Source organism: Paenibacillus xylanilyticus (assembly GCF_047246825.1).
Taxonomy (GTDB): domain Bacteria; phylum Bacillota; class Bacilli; order Paenibacillales; family Paenibacillaceae; genus Paenibacillus; species Paenibacillus xylanilyticus_B.
The window spans coordinates 854,566-873,185 of record NZ_JBFOLB010000001.1; the positions used below are offsets into that span (position 1 = coordinate 854,566).

The 18,620-nt window shown below is 46.0% G+C and carries 14 protein-coding genes; 1 reads left to right on the forward strand and 13 read right to left on the reverse strand.

From position 1 onward, the window contains the following. Positions 1 to 152: 152 nt before the first annotated feature. The 6 genes from AB3N00_RS03545 to AB3N00_RS03570 all read right to left on the reverse strand — a co-directional run bounded on the left by AB3N00_RS03545 (position 153) and on the right by AB3N00_RS03570 (position 7,073). Positions 153 to 1,901 carry a hypothetical protein gene (locus AB3N00_RS03545; protein WP_413033327.1) on the reverse strand — a complete coding sequence of 583 codons (1,749 nt, stop codon included), beginning with the start codon at positions 1,899 to 1,901 and terminating at the stop codon, positions 153 to 155. Positions 1,902 to 2,045: 144 nt separating this feature from the next. Beyond that, positions 2,046 to 2,795 carry an SDR family NAD(P)-dependent oxidoreductase gene (locus AB3N00_RS03550; protein WP_413033328.1) on the reverse strand — a complete coding sequence of 250 codons (750 nt, stop codon included), beginning with the start codon at positions 2,793 to 2,795 and terminating at the stop codon, positions 2,046 to 2,048. Between the two features lie 179 nt (positions 2,796 to 2,974). Continuing rightward, positions 2,975 to 3,367, reverse strand: coding sequence for a DUF2500 domain-containing protein (locus AB3N00_RS03555; RefSeq protein ID WP_413033329.1), 393 nt, complete (start codon positions 3,365 to 3,367; stop codon positions 2,975 to 2,977). A gap of 578 nt (positions 3,368 to 3,945) precedes the next feature. Continuing rightward, on the reverse strand, positions 3,946 to 5,121 hold the full coding sequence (locus AB3N00_RS03560; protein ID WP_413033330.1) for a collagen-like protein: 1,176 nt from the start codon (positions 5,119 to 5,121) through the stop codon (positions 3,946 to 3,948). Between the two features lie 326 nt (positions 5,122 to 5,447). Continuing rightward, a complete protein-coding gene (locus AB3N00_RS03565; protein ID WP_413033331.1) occupies positions 5,448 to 5,660 on the reverse strand; it encodes a hypothetical protein in 213 nt (70 codons plus the stop codon). Between the two features lie 135 nt (positions 5,661 to 5,795). Beyond that, positions 5,796 to 7,073, reverse strand: a complete 1,278-nt coding sequence (locus tag AB3N00_RS03570) for a hypothetical protein (protein WP_413033332.1) — start codon at positions 7,071 to 7,073, stop codon at positions 5,796 to 5,798. Positions 7,074 to 7,388: 315 nt separating this feature from the next. Here AB3N00_RS03570 and AB3N00_RS03575 point away from each other — a divergent pair, with 315 nt between their 5' ends. After that, positions 7,389 to 8,318, forward strand: coding sequence for an L-lactate dehydrogenase (locus AB3N00_RS03575; RefSeq protein ID WP_413035180.1), 930 nt, complete (start codon positions 7,389 to 7,391; stop codon positions 8,316 to 8,318). Positions 8,319 to 8,586: 268 nt separating this feature from the next. Here AB3N00_RS03575 and AB3N00_RS03580 read toward each other — a convergent pair whose 3' ends face one another. The 7 genes from AB3N00_RS03580 to licT all read right to left on the reverse strand — a co-directional run bounded on the left by AB3N00_RS03580 (position 8,587) and on the right by licT (position 18,447). Beyond that, positions 8,587 to 9,801 (reverse strand): chromate transporter, encoded by a 1,215-nt coding sequence (locus AB3N00_RS03580; RefSeq protein ID WP_413033333.1) that lies wholly within the window; start codon positions 9,799 to 9,801, stop codon positions 8,587 to 8,589. A 14-nt stretch (positions 9,802 to 9,815) separates the two neighbouring features. Next, positions 9,816 to 10,760, reverse strand: coding sequence for a tyrosine-type recombinase/integrase (locus tag AB3N00_RS03585; protein ID WP_413033334.1), 945 nt, complete (start codon positions 10,758 to 10,760; stop codon positions 9,816 to 9,818). Positions 10,761 to 10,792: 32 nt separating this feature from the next. After that, a complete protein-coding gene (locus AB3N00_RS03590; protein WP_413033335.1) occupies positions 10,793 to 11,866 on the reverse strand; it encodes a hypothetical protein in 1,074 nt (357 codons plus the stop codon). 274 nt (positions 11,867 to 12,140) lie between these two features. Continuing rightward, on the reverse strand, positions 12,141 to 13,577 hold the full coding sequence (locus AB3N00_RS03595) for an amino acid permease (RefSeq protein WP_413033336.1): 1,437 nt from the start codon (positions 13,575 to 13,577) through the stop codon (positions 12,141 to 12,143). 543 nt (positions 13,578 to 14,120) lie between these two features. Then, on the reverse strand, positions 14,121 to 15,581 hold the full coding sequence (locus AB3N00_RS03600; RefSeq protein WP_413033337.1) for a glycoside hydrolase family 1 protein: 1,461 nt from the start codon (positions 15,579 to 15,581) through the stop codon (positions 14,121 to 14,123). 13 nt (positions 15,582 to 15,594) lie between these two features. Further along, the gene (locus AB3N00_RS03605) at positions 15,595 to 17,460 is read right to left on the reverse strand and encodes a beta-glucoside-specific PTS transporter subunit IIABC (protein WP_413033338.1); all 1,866 of its coding nucleotides are present in this window, start codon (positions 17,458 to 17,460) and stop codon (positions 15,595 to 15,597) included. Between the two features lie 147 nt (positions 17,461 to 17,607). Continuing rightward, positions 17,608 to 18,447, reverse strand: coding sequence for a BglG family transcription antiterminator LicT (gene licT / locus AB3N00_RS03610; RefSeq protein ID WP_413033339.1), 840 nt, complete (start codon positions 18,445 to 18,447; stop codon positions 17,608 to 17,610). Positions 18,448 to 18,620: the final 173 nt, after the last annotated feature.

Sequence of the window (18,620 nt, forward strand, 5' to 3'; positions counted from 1 at the left end):
TTTCCTCCCTTGCTTCAGCTCTTCATCACCGTACATCGTATTGTGCAGGAGCCTATTCGGTGACACGATTTCATCTTTTTTCCACAAAAAAATCCCGGAACCTCACCACATGTGAAGTCCCGGGACAAAATATTTCCTATATAAGCCGCCTATTAAGGCTTGGCATTAATCCAATAATCATAAGCATGGACCATGTTACCCTGGTAGGCTTCATACTCCGTTAACAGATCAGGCAGCTTCGCAAGCTCACGTTCCATCTCGGCAGCACCCTTTTCGTAAAATGAAATATGGGCGCCTTCGTGATTCTCTTTCATTTCTACCGAAATCAGCAGAGGCTTGCCCAAACGATCAGCAATTTCCATTTCCTGACTAACCACCGCCGTAATCCCATTGGAGCCTTCAGCTATGTTGCGGAAAGCCATTAGCGAGACATGGTCCAATGTGCGGATCATAAACTCACTGACAGACATGTCCTGTCCTGGCAAAGGCAAGGTATCCAACCATACGGCCAGATCGGCACTGGTTTCCAGACTGCTGTCCTTCTTCGTTTCTTCATGGAAAAAGGCGATATTAGCAGCCCACTCCGACAAGAGAGCATCCCGGTCGGAATTCCATTCCGGCAGCGTGTAGGGCTCAATATCCAGGTGAATGCCCTGGAACCGTTCATCCGGTTCGACTTCGGCATTATAATTTTTCACATAATTAATCAGGCGTTCGATACGCGGTCGGTTCTCTGTTCTTCCCCAGATGGGATGTCCACCCATGGCGTGAATCTCAATACCTTGTGCCTGGGCCCGTTTAACAAAACTCCGATAACTTGAATAGGGCTGGTCCAGATCAAGCCGGACGTATAAGAAATTGATATGCTGCTCTGTTGCAAATTCAAGGATATGCTGGCCGCCATCATCCGTTACCTGAGAAGCCTCCCAGATGTAGGTTCCGCGAATTTCCGGCTGAAGTGTCGGCTTTTCCGGTGCCGGCTGTTCAACCGGTTCAAGCTGTCCCCAGTACACGATATCATGTACGGCTGAACCGGCATATGAAGTATGATCACGTAACGTTTCTGCAACTTCTGCCATGACACTCTCCAATTGTGCTGCGCCCTTTCCGGCGAATGAAGTAAACTCTTCCCCAGGCATCGGCTTCGTATTCACGCCAACCGTCACAGAGGCACCACTGGCATCGGCCCAATTCATTTCCTGCTCAATCAGTTGTATAATTCCGTTATTTCCTTGTGCGTTATCGCGGTAAGCTAATAAAGTAACATGATTGAACTGTTCCATAAACCAACGTGATAACGGCGCGTTATCTGCATCATCCGAAGTTCTGGTACCAGCGACCGTGTAAGAATCCAGCCAAAATGGCAAATCAACATTCACGGCGATTCCATCATGCTGCTTAATGTGATCAAGCAATAGCTCCATATTGGCGACCCAGGATTGAACCAGTGGTTCGGCATCTTCTTTCCATGCAGGCAGAACGTAGGGTTTGATATCCAGGTGAATCGCATCGAATCGCTCATCCGCACTGGCTTCCTGATTATACTCATTAACCCACGAGGCCAACCTTAACATTGGTGCTTCACGACCAGTCACTGCCCACGACGGATCGCCTCCGAGCGCTTCAACAGCGATTCCAGCAGCACTGGCTTTAGCGATAAACGTACGATAGACCTCATTGGACAAATTCATATCCACATTTACATAGAGTCTGTTAATCTTATGTTTAGCTGCGTTAGCCAGCAGCTCGTCTCCTCCAACGTCTTGGACAGACTTCGCCTGCCATACCCAAGCTGCCCGTATGTCAGTGCCAGCCTCCACTGGCGAAGCAAACCCTGTCATTATAATCCCTCCAATCAGCAGTAATAGTCCAATGATCTTCCGGGATGGATTCCCGAACATATACTCCCTCCATTCCTGTACTGTTGTAAAATCACATTCATTATAGCAACCGACTTCTGAAATTCAAATAAGCCCAAGTGCTTAACTTGGGCTTATGGCTTCTATAGAGTTCAATTTGTACAACAGACCGAGTGAATCCCGGTTCTAGTCCTCATATATCATTTTTCGGGTCATGCCCCCATCAATCATCAGATTGGTCCCTGTGACAAAGGTATTGCTTGGATCCGACAAATATAAACATGCGCGGGAGATATCCGAAGGGACGCCTACACGGCCTGCCGGATGCTGTTCATGGTCTTCGGGTTTCAATTCGTCCACGTTACCTGTCTCGATCCATCCCGGACTGATACAATTGACCCGAATGCCGTCCTTGCCAAGTGAGACTGCCATCGCATGTGTCAGAGCAACAATGGCCCCTTTTGATGCTGCATAGGCCTCTGTTTCAGGTTCAGACATAAACGCCCGCGTCGATGCCATGTTTATAATAGAGCCTCCATGTTCATTTTGTTTCATATGTTTGGCCGCTTCACGGCTCGCAAGAAAGCAGCTCCTTACATTCGTATTGAGCACATCGTCCCATTCCTCCACGGTCAGTTCATAGGGAGACTTCCATCTCGCTGCCCCGGCATTGTTCACCAGTATATTGATTTGTTTGTATTCTTCCATGGTTGTATGGATCAGATTCTCAATATCCTTCTCCTTGCGAACATCGCACTGAACAAAGATCGCTTCTCCGCCTTCATTGCGTATGGAGGCTGCAGCAGCTGCTCCTTCCGCTTCCTGGAAGTCAGCCAGTACAACTTTGGCTCCTGCGATCGCATACGCTTCGGCCACATTGCGTCCAATACCCTGTGCTGCTCCTGTAACTACAACGACTTGATCTGTAAATGACATCATTAACTCCTCCTCTATTGAGAGGTTTCTGTCATCGCATATGAATATGTCGAATCAAGGAACCTTATTTTAAAAGTCTTTCTCCTTATATAAAAACACGATACCACCTTTAAGAAACGCTTGTCCAAGAAAAAGAAAATTAAAAAAAGCTTACGCCACTATGGCGCAAGCCAGCCGGATTACCCGCGTACTCGCTCTGAATACAGTCGGTTGTAGCGCTCAAAGCCTATATACCGCGTTCCCTTAAAGGAAAGACGACCTTCATCTCCCTCGGAGCACAATCCGTACTCTTCTCCATTCACCTTGAATTCGAGCCGATCACCGCTCTCTACCTCAAAGGTAATGTAATACAACGTACGGGCTGAACTGCCTGGTTCAGCTTGCGACTGACTGATCTGCATTCTTCTGCCCGTTATTCGCGAAGGTACAGTGAGCAGTGGCTCGGCGTTGTTCCGCCCCCATCTCCATATTTCCTTCCCCACGGACAGAAGCACAATCCCTATAATCAGAACAAATACAACCGGAAAGACGGTTCCAAAAAAATCAAACATCCAGGATGATTCAATGCCCATGTCTCTCCCCTCCGATCTTACACTTAGGACAGCCAGAGTCTTGACCCGTCTCCTGTAAATATATATGCGCAATAATTAGGAACTTGTTATCCGGATTCAAAACCAAAAGCAATGAGTGGGAAAACCCTAGATTAGAAGCTAAAAGATTGATATTGTGCTGAGACACATGCATCTTTAAAGCAATAAAATACTAAAAAGGCTTCCCGATTTGTGTCGATCGAGCCTGTACATCACCATATTTAAGGTAAACTTACTTAAACGATGTCGCAAATCAGTGATTAAGTAGTAGAATCTGACTAACCTCTCCGTCTTTGAATAACTCAGATGATGCTCGTATGTAACGTAATCCCTTTTTACGCATGCAGCATTTTCTCATACAGGAATGTTTCCTTCTCAATATTTACAGGTATTTCCTATATTCTGTTTATACTACTGCAAGCTGCAGTTATGGTTCTCTCTAAGCAGCATCAATCTAAATTCGAGTGTAAATTTACGGTCCCCCTTAAAATGGATGCGCGGCTCCAACTGAGATAGCACTTTCAAACAAAAGTGGCTATCTCAGTTAAAGGTACCCTGCGTTAAGCTAATTGTGTGATTACAAGATGTGCCGAAACAGGTCTTGTTCCACCAGCAAGAGGTGTGATCGTTAATGCAGTGGCATTACCAGCTGGATTCCGTACGGTTAGGATTGAATTTATAACAGTCGTTTGTACTAAGGCTACCCCTACAATTTGAGACGTACCTGTGGCCCTCCCAACAACGGTTGGAGCCAAATCAGCGCCATTGAGGGTTAAAATAAGTTGACCTGCTTCATTGATACTCACTTGAAACAGCACTTGATACGTCCCTATTGCTGCTAGATTGAATGAACTGGGTCCCGTTCGACTTATAGTTGTTCCGCTGGTAGGCCCATTTTGAGGGAAACTCACATCAGTGCCCGGAGCAACAGTAGCTGCATTATCAGGAGGCATCAGAGCAAAAAAATCGGCGAATCCCAGGACCCCTCCGGCTGCTCCTGTAGCACCCGTCGGACCTGCCACACCGGCTGGACCTGCTGCTCCAGTGGCACCTGCCGGGCCTGCCACACCGGCTGGACCTGCTGCTCCAGTGGCACCTGCCGGGCCTGCCACACCAGCTGGACCTGCTGCTCCAGTAGCACCTGCGGGCCCCGCTGCACCGGCTGGACCTGCTGCTCCAGTTGGCCCAGGCAAACCTTGTGGTCCAATGGCTCCGGCTGGGCCAGGCTCGCCTTGTGGTCCTTGAGGTCCTATTAGGCCTTGTGCTCCGGGGATACCCTGTGCTCCCACCGGACCTGCAGGACCTGCCTCACCCTGAAGGCCTTGTGCTCCGGCTGGGCCAGGCTCGCCTTGAAGTCCTTGAGGTCCAATAAGGCCTTGTGCTCCAGGGATCCCCTGTGGCCCCATCGGGCCAGCCGGGCCAGCTTCACCTTGAGGGCCTCGTGCTCCGGCTGGGCCGGGTTGCCCTTGAGGTCCCTGTGGACCTGGAGGCCCTCCGGCTGGGCCAGCTGGTCCGGGTGGACCTACTTTCCCTTGGATTCCCTGCACGCCCTGAGGACCTTGTTGTCCCTTAGGACCAACAACAGTTGGTGTAGAAACATTCACTTCAGGTGGAGGACAAGTTACCCGTACTACTTTTTTAACAACTTTTACTCGCTGTTCTTTTCTTTTCCCTTTTGGTTGACATACGGATTTGATTTTTTTCTTACGCCGCTTTTTCTCTTCTGGACTACCCAAATGTGGACACCTCCCTATAACATAGTTTAGTGTACGTATGTAGTTGGCTTGACGTATGGACGAACATCTATGTTTAACTACACCAAAACCTATTTTTAAGGAAAAGGGCTACTTCACATGGCAGTTTAGCCCGTAAGATGTGGTAAAGGCAAAAGAGGCTCTGACAGCATTATACTGTAAGAGTCTTTTATTGGTTTTTGGCTTCAAAATGACGCTTTTAACCGTATTTCATACGTGTAGTGCGTCCAATATATATCTGTTTCAAATAAAAATCGCCCCCGATTGGAGGCGAAATGTTTGTTATAACTGCTTTTTTAACTTGATTGTTAGTAAGCGTACATTAAATTCATAAAACCGCGGGTTGCTTCTGCACCCTCCGTTTGCTCCGGTTCTTCAGCCTGGGCGTATTGCGCCATGCAGGCCTTCACTTCTTCCTCTGTGGTGCAACGGATGGCATCATCGCATGTGTAGCATAATTGAAGCATATATCTTGTTAATTCGTCCGCCTGCGTGAATTGAGTTTGTTCATTGGTTCTCATCTTCATCACTCCCATCTCTTCTTGAATTCAATATAACATCATTTGATGGTTATTATTGTGTTTTATTTCACAAAGTAAGTAAAAAGAAAAGAAACCCTTCGGTTTCCTTCTTCAAACGAATATTATCCTTTGAAACTACAGCACTTTCCAGTGTATGCCGCCATCCACTGTTTGCAGCAGCAGAGACCTCTTGGTATCCGTATTCTCGACCAGAATCCAGCCCAGTTTCGAGGACACCATCTGCAGTTTCACGATCTCCGGATAGTCCTCCAGAATCCCGTCCAATACTTTACTGCCCGGAAGTGCTTTCCAGCTTTTCCCCGCATCCTTCGTCTGAAACGTTGTCCCTGACTGAACTGCCCATCCTTCTGAAGCATTCAGGAAAGCAGGAGTCAGGTTACGATTGATTCCCTTTTGCTTATTCAGACCGAATGTAGATAGAGTCCAACTCTTTCCGCCATCATCCGTGAAAAAGCCGTGCTGCTTGGTATAATCCCCACTGGAACAGGTTAGGGGCATCCAGGCTCCCTTCGCTTCTCGACCAAAAAACTGAGGGGATCCAATGTTGAAATTTCCACATCCATTGAAATCGTTCCGGTCAAAAAATGTCGGTCCTGACTTCCAGTTCTCACCGCCATCTGTCGTAACATATAGCTTCGGAGTTCCGAATTCCAGGGCTGTCAGGAAACCATGTTTCGGGTCAGAGAAAGTGAGGCCAGTGGTGTATCCGCGTGTCGGAATCTCTGCTGTAACAGGCCCATCGTCCTCATCACTGGAGGACATTCCCTTCCAGGTGATACCGCCATCTTCGGTAACAAACAGCTTTTTGTCCTGCTTGCCAATGGAAGTATCCACTGTAGTCAGAATCCAGCCTTTTTCCGGGGATACGAATGAAATAGCAGTGACTTTGTCCGTCTTGGATAAGGAAGACAAGCTCCAGCTTGCTCCGCCATTATTCGTGCGAAGCACCATTGTATCGGTTCCGCCCATTCCTTCACGTACAATCCACCCATGGGTACGATCTACAAAATAAATGCTCTGTCCATACTGCGGATTGGCCGGAAACTGCACATTCTCTGATGGTGAGATGTTCGACCAGGTCACACCCTGATCCTGGGTGTAATACAAACGCAGCTCGTTCCTTGTGACCCCCCATGCCAACCCTCCGTTGTCATTAAGCAGCTGGAAGTCGGTCAAACGCGTTTGAATCTGGTATTCTGCCATATCTGCGGTTTGCGTAGTGCTTTCAGGAGGCACAACCGTTAATGTCTGACCAGTATTTCCGATCTCTTCCTGCTCTTGGGGCGGTTCTGCCACCGGTGTCTGACCTGAGTCGGTGCAGGCAGCCAGTACGGCAGCTATTCCTATAGACAGCAATGCTGTCTGCGCGATTTTGGTCCATTGCAAACGCAAGTGGGGTTCACCTCTCTCATCCAATAGCAGGCGCGCATGCCTGTCCAATTGGTGTTCATTTTACGATTCATTCGAATCCACTTTTCCCATTCTAACACAAACCATGTCGAAAAGGCTCATCTTGGCTTATAGGGCGTCCGAAGGTAACCCTAACTCCGATACTCGTTCCTTAGTTGCATAAACATGCCGTACTTTCGACGCAATCTTCCTCAAACAGACAACAAAAGCGAAAAAGTTTATAGACATCGCTTTCTTTTCGAACATTTATACCTTAATATGGATGGAAGTCTACCCCAAAGAGGAGAGGATATGAACATGGTAAACAGTGCAATGCTCAAACCAAGCCGTGTCGTTATTATTGGCATGGGCGCGGTGGGAACAACAACGGGATACACGCTGATGTTAAGACAGCGCTCGTCCGAGTTGGTATTTGTGGATGTGAATCATGATAAGGCTACAGGCGAAATGCTGGATATGAACCACGGGCTTCCGTTTACCGGAGGCGTCAAAGTATGGGCTGGTGACTATTCGGACTGCAAGGATGCAGACATCATTATCATTACGGCTGGGGCTTCCCAGAAGCCTGGCGAAACCCGTATTGATCTGTTGAAGAAAAATGCAAGCATTTTCAAAGAGATCATTGAACGCATTACCGAGGTGAATTCTCACGGTATTTTGTTAATTGCCACCAATCCCGTAGACATATTGTCCTACACTTCCTGGAAACAGAGCGGCTGGCCTGCTTCAAGGGTAATCGGCTCCGGTACGCTGCTGGACAGCGCCCGTTTTCGCTACCTGATTGGCAAGAATAAAGGGATCGATCCACGCAGCATCCATGCCCACATTATCGGGGAACACGGGGATTCCGAAGTACCCGTATGGAGTCTTGCCAACGTTGCAGGTACCGATCTCGAACTGGATGAGGAAACGCAGCAGGATATTTTCGACCGCACCAAAAATGCCGCTTATGAGATTATTAATGCCAAAGGAGCCACTTCCTATGCAATTGCACTCGCTTTGGATCGCATTGTGGCAGCCATTCTGGGCAATGAGGGTTCGGTGCTGAATGTATCCACATTACTTAACGATTATAACGGCGTGTCCGATGTTTACCTCGGAGTTCCATGTGTGGTGGATCGCAACGGCGTGCGAGAGATTTTGCCACTTCCTTTGAATGAGACAGAGAAAATCGCTTTCCAGGCTTCTGCGAACAAATTGAAGGAACAGATTGACGGATTGGAATAATGTCATAATTTTAATATAACCAAAGGACCATCTGAGTCTGCCTTTTACGGGATTCAATTGGTCCTTTTGTATCGATTAATCGGTAAACATCTGAAGGAAACCATTTAGGTTTACATAATATTTAATACGTAATCAAAGGCTCGCTTATCTCAATTGATGCATCTAGCCAATAATAATCAGAAAATCGGCAGATTTCAGTTTGCTGTTCATCGCAATGTACCTCACATCAAAAAGAACCGATGAAATCCTTAGATTTCATCAGTTCTTGCTATAATATATCGATTAGCATACCGCCAAAAATTCCAGCAAAGACAATGACCCATGGTGGGAATTTCCAGAAGACGAGCATGATAAACAGAATGGATACCAACGAAAAATCAGCTGGTGTTATAATGGCTGTCGTCCATAGCGGTTGGTAGAGCGCAGCCAGCAGAATGCCAACCACCGCTGCATTAATGCCAGTCAATACCCCTTGCATATGCGGATTTTTACGAAGGACACTCCAGAAAGGGAGCGTGCCAATGATGAGCAAGAAAGCGGGTAAAAAAATGGCTACAGTAGCAACGATTGCTCCCGAAATCCCCATTGTTATCGCACCAAGATAAGCAGCAAAAGTAAACAACGGTCCTGGGACAGCCTGAGTTGCGCCATATCCAGCCAGAAAATCATCTTTGCTCAACAAGCCTCTGGGTACCAATTCCTGTTCCAAAAGCGGTAGAACCACGTGCCCTCCACCAAAGACCAGTGAACCCGATCGATACATATAATCGAATAAGGATAACCACTCGATCCCCGTGACCTGCCGCAATATCGGCAGTGCGATGAACAAACCAACAAAGGTGGTCAAACACAGCACGGCGACTGTTCGACTTACCGGGACAACCAGGTCAGGAACGTGCAGAACGGGTGATTTCCGGTACAACCAAAAACCAAGCAATCCTGCTGACACAATTAGTATGGCCTGACTGTAAACGGCTGTCCATAGTAAAGCAAGAACAGCTGTCAACACAGCAAGCGTAACCCTTACTTTATCGGGTGTGAGTTTTTGGCCCATTCCGAGAATTGCGTGAGCGACGATGGCGACAGCTACAATCTTCAACCCGCTAAGCCATCCAGCGTTACTTATATCAAACTCCCTTAATAAGAAGGCAAACAAAACCAAAGCAATCACTGAAGGAAGCGTGAAGCCGATCCAGGCAATCAGCCCTCCTAGAATACCAGCTCGAATTATACCAATACCAATGCCAACCTGACTACTCGCTGGCCCAGGAAGAAACTGACACAGCGCCACAAGATCTGCATAACTCTGCTCGTCCATCCACTGCCTTTTGCGTATGTATTCATTGTGAAAATAACCCAAGTGTGCGGTAGGTCCTCCAAAGGATGTCAATCCAAGTTTAGTTGACACCAGGAGCACTTCCCCTAGAGAGGCTAACTTCCCTTGTGAGGCGTTCAGCTTTGGAATCTTTTTGTCCCCTACCATTCTGCACATCTCTCCTAATCAAGAAGTGGTTGTGACTCTATAAACGTTGGAAGTTTAACATCCAGCAATGCCATCGCTTCTTCCTTCTCCCGACTGGTGACGTGCGTATAAACGGTCGTGGTTTGAATCGATGCGTGCCCGAGCAGCTCCTGAACGGTACGCAAGTCGGCGCCGCGCCTGAGCATCATGGTGGCGAACGAATGTCGCAGCTTGTGGCTGGAATAGTGCAGACGCTGATGGGTCGGTGACTCTTGCTGGAAGCGTTCAAACGTTTCTGTTGATATGAGCTGAATACTGCGAATCGATAATCGCTTCCCTTTTTGTGACACAAAAAGCGCCTCTTCCTTCGCCCGCCAAGGTGACAATCGCTCTTCCACAGCCAGGGATAACAGATCTGCAACCACTTCTGGAACAGGAAGTGTGCGCCACTTACGGCCTTTACCGAACACGTCCAGCGTGCGGCGTTCCGCATTATAATCTTTGCAGTTGAGCGCGTGCACCTCACCAACCCGTAATCCCATATAACCCATCAATAGAAAGATAGCGAGATTACGTGTGCGATACTTTCCTTGGACGGATTGCAGAAATCGTTCCAGACCGCTTTCGTCCAGGAAGACCGGTGCACGATTTTTCTCGGTTTTGGACTTTTTGATCCCCGAAGCCGGATTATTCGTCAACACTTCCAGTTCAATTAGCGACTTGTAGAAGCAGTTTATCGCTGCATGTTTGCGATTTCTCGTAGCGTCACTAACTCCCCGTTCGCGTGCGCGTGACAGAAATGACAATACATGCAGCTTTTTCACCTGTTCCAGTGACTTTCCCTGAATAGATGCGAGAAACTCAGCAACGTCACCTGTATATGATTTTACCGTGTGTCCCGTGTATCCGGCATCTTTCATCCATATGTGAAAAGCTTCAAGTTCGTCCGCATACTGCTCCCGAATCTCGTCAGTCATCATCCGTATTCGTCACCACAATTCATTATTATACTTTAATCCACAATTACGACGTCGATCAGCGGGCTGATTTCTTCCGGTCGTCCTTCATTGCGCGTAAGCACAAATGATGGCAGCGGATTTTCGTGCAAACCGTTAACGGACTCACAGATCTGGACATACAAGTCCATATGCAAAGTCTCTCCTTCACCTGAAACATCGATTACAGGCCAAACTTTCTCCGCACATGCTGGCCAGTTGGCCAGTTCATTCACGGGTACGATGCTGAACTGTTGTACAGAAGGCGCGATACGATAAATTCCTCTTAATTCAGGTTCATCACCAAGTTTGTCCACGGCAAGTGTCAATGCCGCTTGCTTGTCTGGTGCGGAATAGATCGAATAACACCAAGGTGATACTCCCCATGCAATCGCCATGAGTCCCTCATCCATTAAAGTGTCCGAGAGGTCTCCCTCGCCGAATTGTTCAATCAGATTACTATCTCCGTGACCAATCAATTCTTCCACTCGTTTCGCCATACGGGGCAAGTCAGCTAGTATAAATCCCCCACGGCCATATGAGTCAAATACGTGATGATCCCGACTCCAGCTCGCTGAAACGCCGGATTGCTGCTGAACAGCTTCTGCCGGAAATAATGTAATGAATACCGTCACGACTTGGGCGTATTTAACGATTGCCTCCTGTTCAGGCTCCAGGGGGCCTTCGGCAATCCGGGGTGTTTTTCGGTGCAGCGATATACGCAGCTCATATTCTCCTTCTGCAAAATTGGACCATCCAAACGGTACCGATTGCTCGATACCTTCAATGGGAGCCAATGAAATCGTACTTTCAGACTTCAATGTAACAGAATACTGAGCAAAACCAATTTCCTGGCCATATATAATACTAGCGTCTTGTCGATCGATCGGTGCATCCAGCTGCTGTGCAATGACAGATACTTTGCGTCCATCCTTCAGGGTGCGCTGCGGATCCATATCCAGTTGAAAGACTTCACTCTCTTCAGGATGTGAAATCTTCACCTTCGTTTCTGCTAGTACGGTAGAGTCTGCCAGTGCAAAACCAAAATTCGGATTTCGGTGAAGCTGATTTGTATGTATTGGTGTGTTCATGGTACATCCCCTCTCCTATGTCTGATGGCATGTCACATCCCCCAATATATTTCATATTTGATCTGACCGCAACCCCGGCAGGGTGTGCATGTACGAACTTGCATCTTATGACCTACCCAGAATGGCTCCAAGGTCAATATCCTTTTCTCGTTTTCTTTCCATCACTTTATAACAAAAAAAAGACCCCGTACTGCTTCGCGATAGCGAGTCAGTATGAGGCGAAAAAATGAAACCAGCTTTTAAAGCTGAAGTTTAGATCCTAACTTCTTTGTTTTTATTTCTCTTTAACTTGAGCCGCTGCAGATATCCGCCGATCCGGGTTTAAATGACTGTAATGTCGACCATATGCGAAATAAATGATCAAACCAATAATCAGCCAAGCGAAAAACGTAATCCATGTCAGTGCCGCAAGACGTGTCATAAGGTATACACAACCTATGGCACTAAGAATCGGAATCCATGGGACGAGAGGCACCTTGAATCCTCGTTTGAGATCCGGGTTGTTTTTGCGCAGCACGATAATGCCGAGACTCACGACCGCAAATGCAAATAACGTTCCGATGTTAGTGAGTTCTGCCAGATGACCGAGTGAGATGAACCCTGAGAATAAAGCAATGATAATACCTGCTACCCATGTGCCTGTAGCTGGTGTTTGACTCTTTCCGCTGATCTTCGAGAATACCGGGGATAGCAATCCGTCCCGTGACATCGAATAGAGAAGCCGGCTCTGGCCGTACATCATGACAAGTAGAACTGTAGTTATGCCCGTGATCGCACCAAGGGCCACGACCCAGGACAGACCATGCAGATTCACGAATTCAAATGCAAATGCAACCGGATCGCTAACATTCAGCATGTGGAAAGGCACAATGCCTGTCAAGATCAAAGATACTACGATATAGAGCAGCGTACATATGGCTAAGGAAGCAATAATACCGATCGGCAAGTCCCGTTGGGGACGCTTGACTTCCTCCGCTGCAGTGGAAACCGCATCAAATCCGATATAGGCAAAAAAGACCGTTGCCGCCCCTGCGGTTACTCCCGATATACCAAATGGCAAAAATGGCTGCCAGTTGGTTGGCTCTACATAAAATACACCTACTCCAATAAAAATCAGCACAACCATTATTTTGATTGCAACCATAATGCCATTCGCTCGAGCGGCTTCCTTGACTCCACGGGTGAGCAGGAAGGTAATAATCAATGTGATGACCGCTGCAGTGACATCAAAATAGGTTCCCTTCTCGGGATTAAATGCACTGCTGAGCGCATGGGGTAATTGTAATCCGAAGCCGGACAGCAGCGCCTGAAAATAACCGGACCATCCGCTGGCAACAGCCGCACTCGCGAATCCATACTCCAAAATCAGATCCCAACCAAGAATCCAGGCAATGACTTCTCCAAAAGCGGTGTAGCTGTATGTGTACGCACTTCCCGAAGCAGGTACGCTAGATGCAAATTCGGAATAACATAATGCAGCAAACGCACAGATTATACCTGCGAGCAAAAAGGACAGTACAAGCCCAGGTCCCGCATACTTGGCGGCCGCAACACCTGTGAGCACGAAAATCCCCGTACCAATTATGGCACCTACCCCCAGTGTGGTTAAGTCCAATGGACCCAGCGCTCTCTTTAATGCATTACTGTTATCATCTCCAAAAGCTATTGGCTTTTTTCGAAGCAATGAAGATCGTTTCTGGTTTTCAGACATACACATGTTCCTCTCATTATAAATGTAGATTTCTTTCGTAACTGCATGATCTTTGATCTGTTCTATAAAAAAGACGTTTGTTCTATCTTAACGAGCATCTACAGAAATCTATGGTTTTCTACACGTTGTCGCGTTGCTCTACTAAATTATTTTAGTTGGCTGTATTATTTTGTGCTATTTGGACGAATAATATCGTGATCAGATGGAGGGGACATAATATGAAAATCGATTTAAAATAAAACTGCGTATAATTTATATTATGCGCAGTTTTTAGAACGCTTTTTCAAAGGCATAAACTACTTTAACTCGTTGTTATAAGCATTTTCATAAATGAAGGGCTTTTTCGTCTTTTTCAGCTGTCACTTCGCGCCATAATTCGTCTAAGGGCTACGTCTACACCCCTGCTCTCGTCTATAGATGACTTCCTTTTGTTTAGATATAAAAAAGCCGCTAAATTTAGCGGCTCCTTCAATGCGATTTATTCTTATGTCATACAGGTGTCTCTCGACAATTGATTTTGGCTAAACGATTTATACGCGATCTTTACTCCCAGCCCAATTCCTGCCCATTGGTTTCAATCACCTTTTTATACCAGTAGAAACTGTTCTTCTTGCTTCTCTTCAGCGTACCCTTGCCCTCATTATCCTTGTCTACGTGAATAAATCCGTAGCGTTTTGCCATTTCACCCGTGGAAGCACTAACAATATCGATGCAGCCCCAGGCTGTGTAACCGATCAGGTTAACGCCGTCACGAACAGCTTCTCTCATTTGTTCAATGTGAGCCCGCAAAAACTCAATTCGGTACGTATCGTTAATGGTGCCATCCTCTTCAACGACATCAACCGCACCTAGACCATTCTCCACAATCATCATCGGGATGCGATACCGATCATATACATGGTTCAGCACGTACCGGAGTCCAACCGGATCAATCTGCCATCCCCAGTCTGTCGCTTTAAGATATGGATTTTTGAATCCACCGAAGACGTTGCCTTGAGTCTCATCTCCCTCTGGGCGGGTACCCACCACGTGAGACTTGTAGTAGCTAAAGCTGTAGAAATCAACACAACCTTGTTTTAAAATTTCCTCATCGCCTTCGGTCATTTGTATGTGAATCTTTTTCTCTTCGAAATATCGCTTCGCAAAGTCAGGGTATTCTCCTCTAACTTGCACGTCACTGCTCATCATATTGTTGATTTGATCCATTCTTAGTGCTTGTAACATATCTTCAGGTCTACATGTACTTCCGTAGCCATGACTGTAATTGATCATACAGCCGAGTTTGAAGTCTGGATTGATATCGTGCGCAAGCTTGACAGCTCTGGCACTCGCCACAAATTGATGGTGCAACGCTTGAAATCTTAACTGGGTGCTCTCCACTGCTTTGTTGTTAAATACGCCGCCTCTTTTATCAACCAAAAGTCCTCCTGCCAAGTAGGCACCTGCTGGAACAATCAGGCTATTAATCTCGTTAAATGTGATCCAATACTTCACCACATCTTTGTAACGATTAAAGATTGCGTCGCAATACTTCACGTAACAATCGATCATTTCCCTGGAAGCCCAAGCGTTGAATTTCTTAGTTAAAGCAAAAGGTGCTTCATAATGGGAAATCGTAACGATCGGTTCAATGTTATACTTTTTCAGTTCATTAAACACAGTGTCGTAAAATTGAAGACCTGCTTCATTTGGGGTCGCATCGTCTCCGTTAGGAAAAATTCTGGACCATGCAATGGACATTCTGTAGCAGCGGAAACCCATCTCTGCGAACAAACGGATATCTTCCTTGTAATGATGATAAAAATCTACGGCTTCGTGAGAAGGATAATGAACCCCCTCTTCATTAGTTATGGTAATGCGGCGGGGAACCGTATGCGTTCCTCCCGTCATCATATCGGCTGTACTCGCCTTTTTTCCATCAAGGTTCCAGGCACCTTCGTATTGATTCGCCGCTGTTGCACCGCCCCACATAAATGAGTCCGGGAAACCATTTTTATTATTCATGAACAATTCCTCCTTAAATAATCTTGATGAGTTTCTCACCAATCGTAATAGATGCTTTGTCCGTGCTGATAACATCTACAAAATCATTTGAATTCGTAACAATAATCGGTGTGGTCAAATCGTATCCTTTAGATGCAATTGCATTTGTATCAAACTCAATGAGCAGATCTCCAGCCTTTACTACGTCACCTTCTTGGACATGCACCTTGAAATGCTCCCCTTTCAGCTTCACGGTATTCATGCCAATATGAATTAGAAGTTCAGCACCATTATTTGAGCTAATACCGATTGCATGGGACGTCGGGAAAACCGCAGATATCACACCGTCAGCTGGTGAAACGAGTTTTCCAACTGTAGGCTCAATAGCGATCCCTTTACCCATAGCCCCCGTTGCAAAAGCTTCGTCCTTGATCGTCGATAACTCCAGAACTTTACCAGTCAACGGAGCGATGAGAACATGTTCCGAAACATCGGTAACCATCACACGACTCGTTGAAGAAGATTTTTCTTTAGATTCTTGATTTTTCCCTTCCTCAGGTACATCTTCAAATCCCAAGATAAGAGTCATTAAGAATGTAACTACAAATGCAATGACACAACCAATGGCCGCATGAACCAGGTTCCATGGATGATCAGTGATAAAAGCCGGCAGCGTAGCCAAACCTGCAATTCCCAGAGCGGATCGAGCTACTCCAAATAATCCGACATATATTCCGGCAACAGCCCCACCAACGATTACAGCGATCAATGGCTTTTTCAAGCGTAGATTCACACCAAACAAGGCGGGCTCGGTAATTCCGAGTAATGCAGTTATACTGGTAGAATATGCAACCTGTTTGAAGGCTTTATTTTTAGTTCTCAAAGCGACTGCAAGGGCAGCTGCGCCCTGAGAAATATTGTGCACAAGCATACCTGGGCCAACGATACTATCGGTCTTCGTCTGTGCATACGCAGTGAGCACCACAGGTCCCAGACTATAATGCATACCTGTCATAATCAGGAAAGGGAATGCTCCGCCGATAATACCAGAAACTAACCATCCTGCATGTGTATTGACAAATGAAACGGCTGACGCAAGATAGTTACCCGCGATTGCACCAATAGGACCGAGCACGATTAGCGTTAGCGGCGCCATAACAAGGATAACAATCAACGGTTTAAGAATGGATTTAATGACCGAGGGAGAATACTTTTCGGCAAAGCGTTCGACATAAGATAAAATCCATACTGCTAAAATAATGGGAATGACCGACGAAGAGTACGTTGCGGAAGTGACCGGCAGACCCAAGAACGTAATCGGTTCACCTGCAGTCATTAACCCTGCAAAGGTGGGATGCAGCAGAACACCAGCAATGGTTAATGAAAAGCCCACGTTAGCCTTAAGCTTAACTGCCGCACTCCAGGCAAGCAGCATTGGTAAGAAGTAATAGGCCGCATCACCGATAAAGGTCATGATTGTATTAAACTGTCCATCCAGATCAACGAGATCAAACGTTTTTAAGATAAGAAGAACGGCTTTGATCATGGCACAACCAATCATGGCTGGCAGGATGGGCGTAAAGATGCCGGAGATGGTGTCCAGAAGCGTAGTAAGTTTCCCTTTTTTCACAGATGGAGCATCATTTTTGCTTGCGAAGTTCCCCAACTGCGTCAACGCTTTATACACATTATTTACCTCGTTACCGATAATGACCTGATACTGCCCACCGCTGCTGGCAACACCTACAACACCTTGTACATTTTTTAATGCTTCATTATCCGCGACCTTCTCGTCCTTCAGATTAAATCGCAGCCTGGTAGCACAGTGCGTTACACTGTCTACATTTTTTTCTCCACCGACCAGCTTTAAAATCTCGGCGGCTGTGCTTTCATGTTTCATGTACTGCTCCCCCTTAAACAATTTTTGGTATAAAAAAAGACCTAGAATTCTATCGAATATAGATAAGCTCTATACACGATGGAACTCTAGGTCTTGCCTGCCTCACCAGTAACAATCCTAGTATAGTCATTATTTTGGGTCGATGATTCAATCCTTCTCTTCATCGATGACCCTTTTGATATGAACCGTTAAATATACCAATTCATCTTCCGTCAGTTCTTTTCCGTAGTCAACTCGAATCAGCTGTGCAATACGGAGACTGCATTGATATTCTTGCGTATATTTTTCCTTAATGATATGGAGAAAATCACTATCGCCACTTTTCACAACGGTATTATTAAACAACCGATAAGCGAAAAACTTTAAATGAGTGACAAGTCTGGAATAATGGAGCGAGCTTTCATTAAAATGAATATTAAACTGATATCGAATAATGTTTAAGACTTTATGAATAAACTGTGTAATCTTCATGGTTTCTTCCATTTCAGAACCCAGTTCAGCATTAACTATATGAAGAGCAATGAACCCAGCCTCATCTTCAGGCAACGAGATATTGAATTCCTCATTAATCATATCCCGAGCTTTCATGGCTACGCGAAATTCATTGGAGTAAAACGCTTTAATTTCGGACAACAATGCATTATTGAAATTCATTCCCTGATTATAGCGTGCCACAGCAAAATTAATATGATCGGTTAGCGTTAAATATATATTTTCATTGAGTTCCTTGTCTAAGGACTGCTTGGCGTATTGAATAATACTGTCGGACACACGAATATATTCCATCGGGATTTGTGCCAGCAGGGCATATAATTTGCCTGATACATTTTTGGATTTCAGAAAAAATTCTTTTTCAATCTTGACTGTGTCCACATCGTCTCCCTTTTTCTTCTGAAAACCAATGCCACTGCCTAAAAGCATCATCTCCTGGCGCCGTTCATTCACTGCACAGACGACATTATTGTTAATAATTCGTGTGATCTTCATGGGAATCTCCTTTTAAAATGAAACGTTAACAAAATTTAACATCAAAAAAAGACCATCAATTATGCATACATGAAGAACAATTCTGCATGTTTGCATTATCAATCGGTCTTGCCTGCTGATCAGTAACAATCCTGATTAAATTCATTATTAACTTATATGGCTATCTTAGTGGA

Excerpts from the sequence above, each read along its gene's own strand:
- AB3N00_RS03590 (WP_413033335.1), bottom strand. The coding sequence starts at position 11,866 with ATGAACACACCAATACATACAAATCAGCTTCACCGAAATCCGAATTTT.
- AB3N00_RS03600 (WP_413033337.1), bottom strand. The coding sequence starts at position 15,581 with ATGAATAATAAAAATGGTTTCCCGGACTCATTTATGTGGGGCGGTGCA.
- AB3N00_RS03580 (WP_413033333.1), bottom strand. The coding sequence starts at position 9,801 with ATGGTAGGGGACAAAAAGATTCCAAAGCTGAACGCCTCACAAGGGAAG.
- AB3N00_RS03605 (WP_413033338.1), bottom strand. The coding sequence starts at position 17,460 with ATGAAACATGAAAGCACAGCCGCCGAGATTTTAAAGCTGGTCGGTGGA.
- licT (WP_413033339.1), bottom strand. The coding sequence starts at position 18,447 with ATGAAGATCACACGAATTATTAACAATAATGTCGTCTGTGCAGTGAAT.
- AB3N00_RS03545 (WP_413033327.1), bottom strand. The coding sequence starts at position 1,901 with ATGTTCGGGAATCCATCCCGGAAGATCATTGGACTATTACTGCTGATT.
- AB3N00_RS03550 (WP_413033328.1), bottom strand. The coding sequence starts at position 2,795 with ATGTCATTTACAGATCAAGTCGTTGTAGTTACAGGAGCAGCACAGGGT.
- AB3N00_RS03575 (WP_413035180.1), top strand. The coding sequence starts at position 7,389 with ATGGTAAACAGTGCAATGCTCAAACCAAGCCGTGTCGTTATTATTGGC.
- AB3N00_RS03555 (WP_413033329.1), bottom strand. The coding sequence starts at position 3,367 with ATGGGCATTGAATCATCCTGGATGTTTGATTTTTTTGGAACCGTCTTT.
- AB3N00_RS03585 (WP_413033334.1), bottom strand. The coding sequence starts at position 10,760 with ATGATGACTGACGAGATTCGGGAGCAGTATGCGGACGAACTTGAAGCT.
- AB3N00_RS03565 (WP_413033331.1), bottom strand. The coding sequence starts at position 5,660 with ATGAGAACCAATGAACAAACTCAATTCACGCAGGCGGACGAATTAACA.
- AB3N00_RS03595 (WP_413033336.1), bottom strand. The coding sequence starts at position 13,577 with ATGTCTGAAAACCAGAAACGATCTTCATTGCTTCGAAAAAAGCCAATA.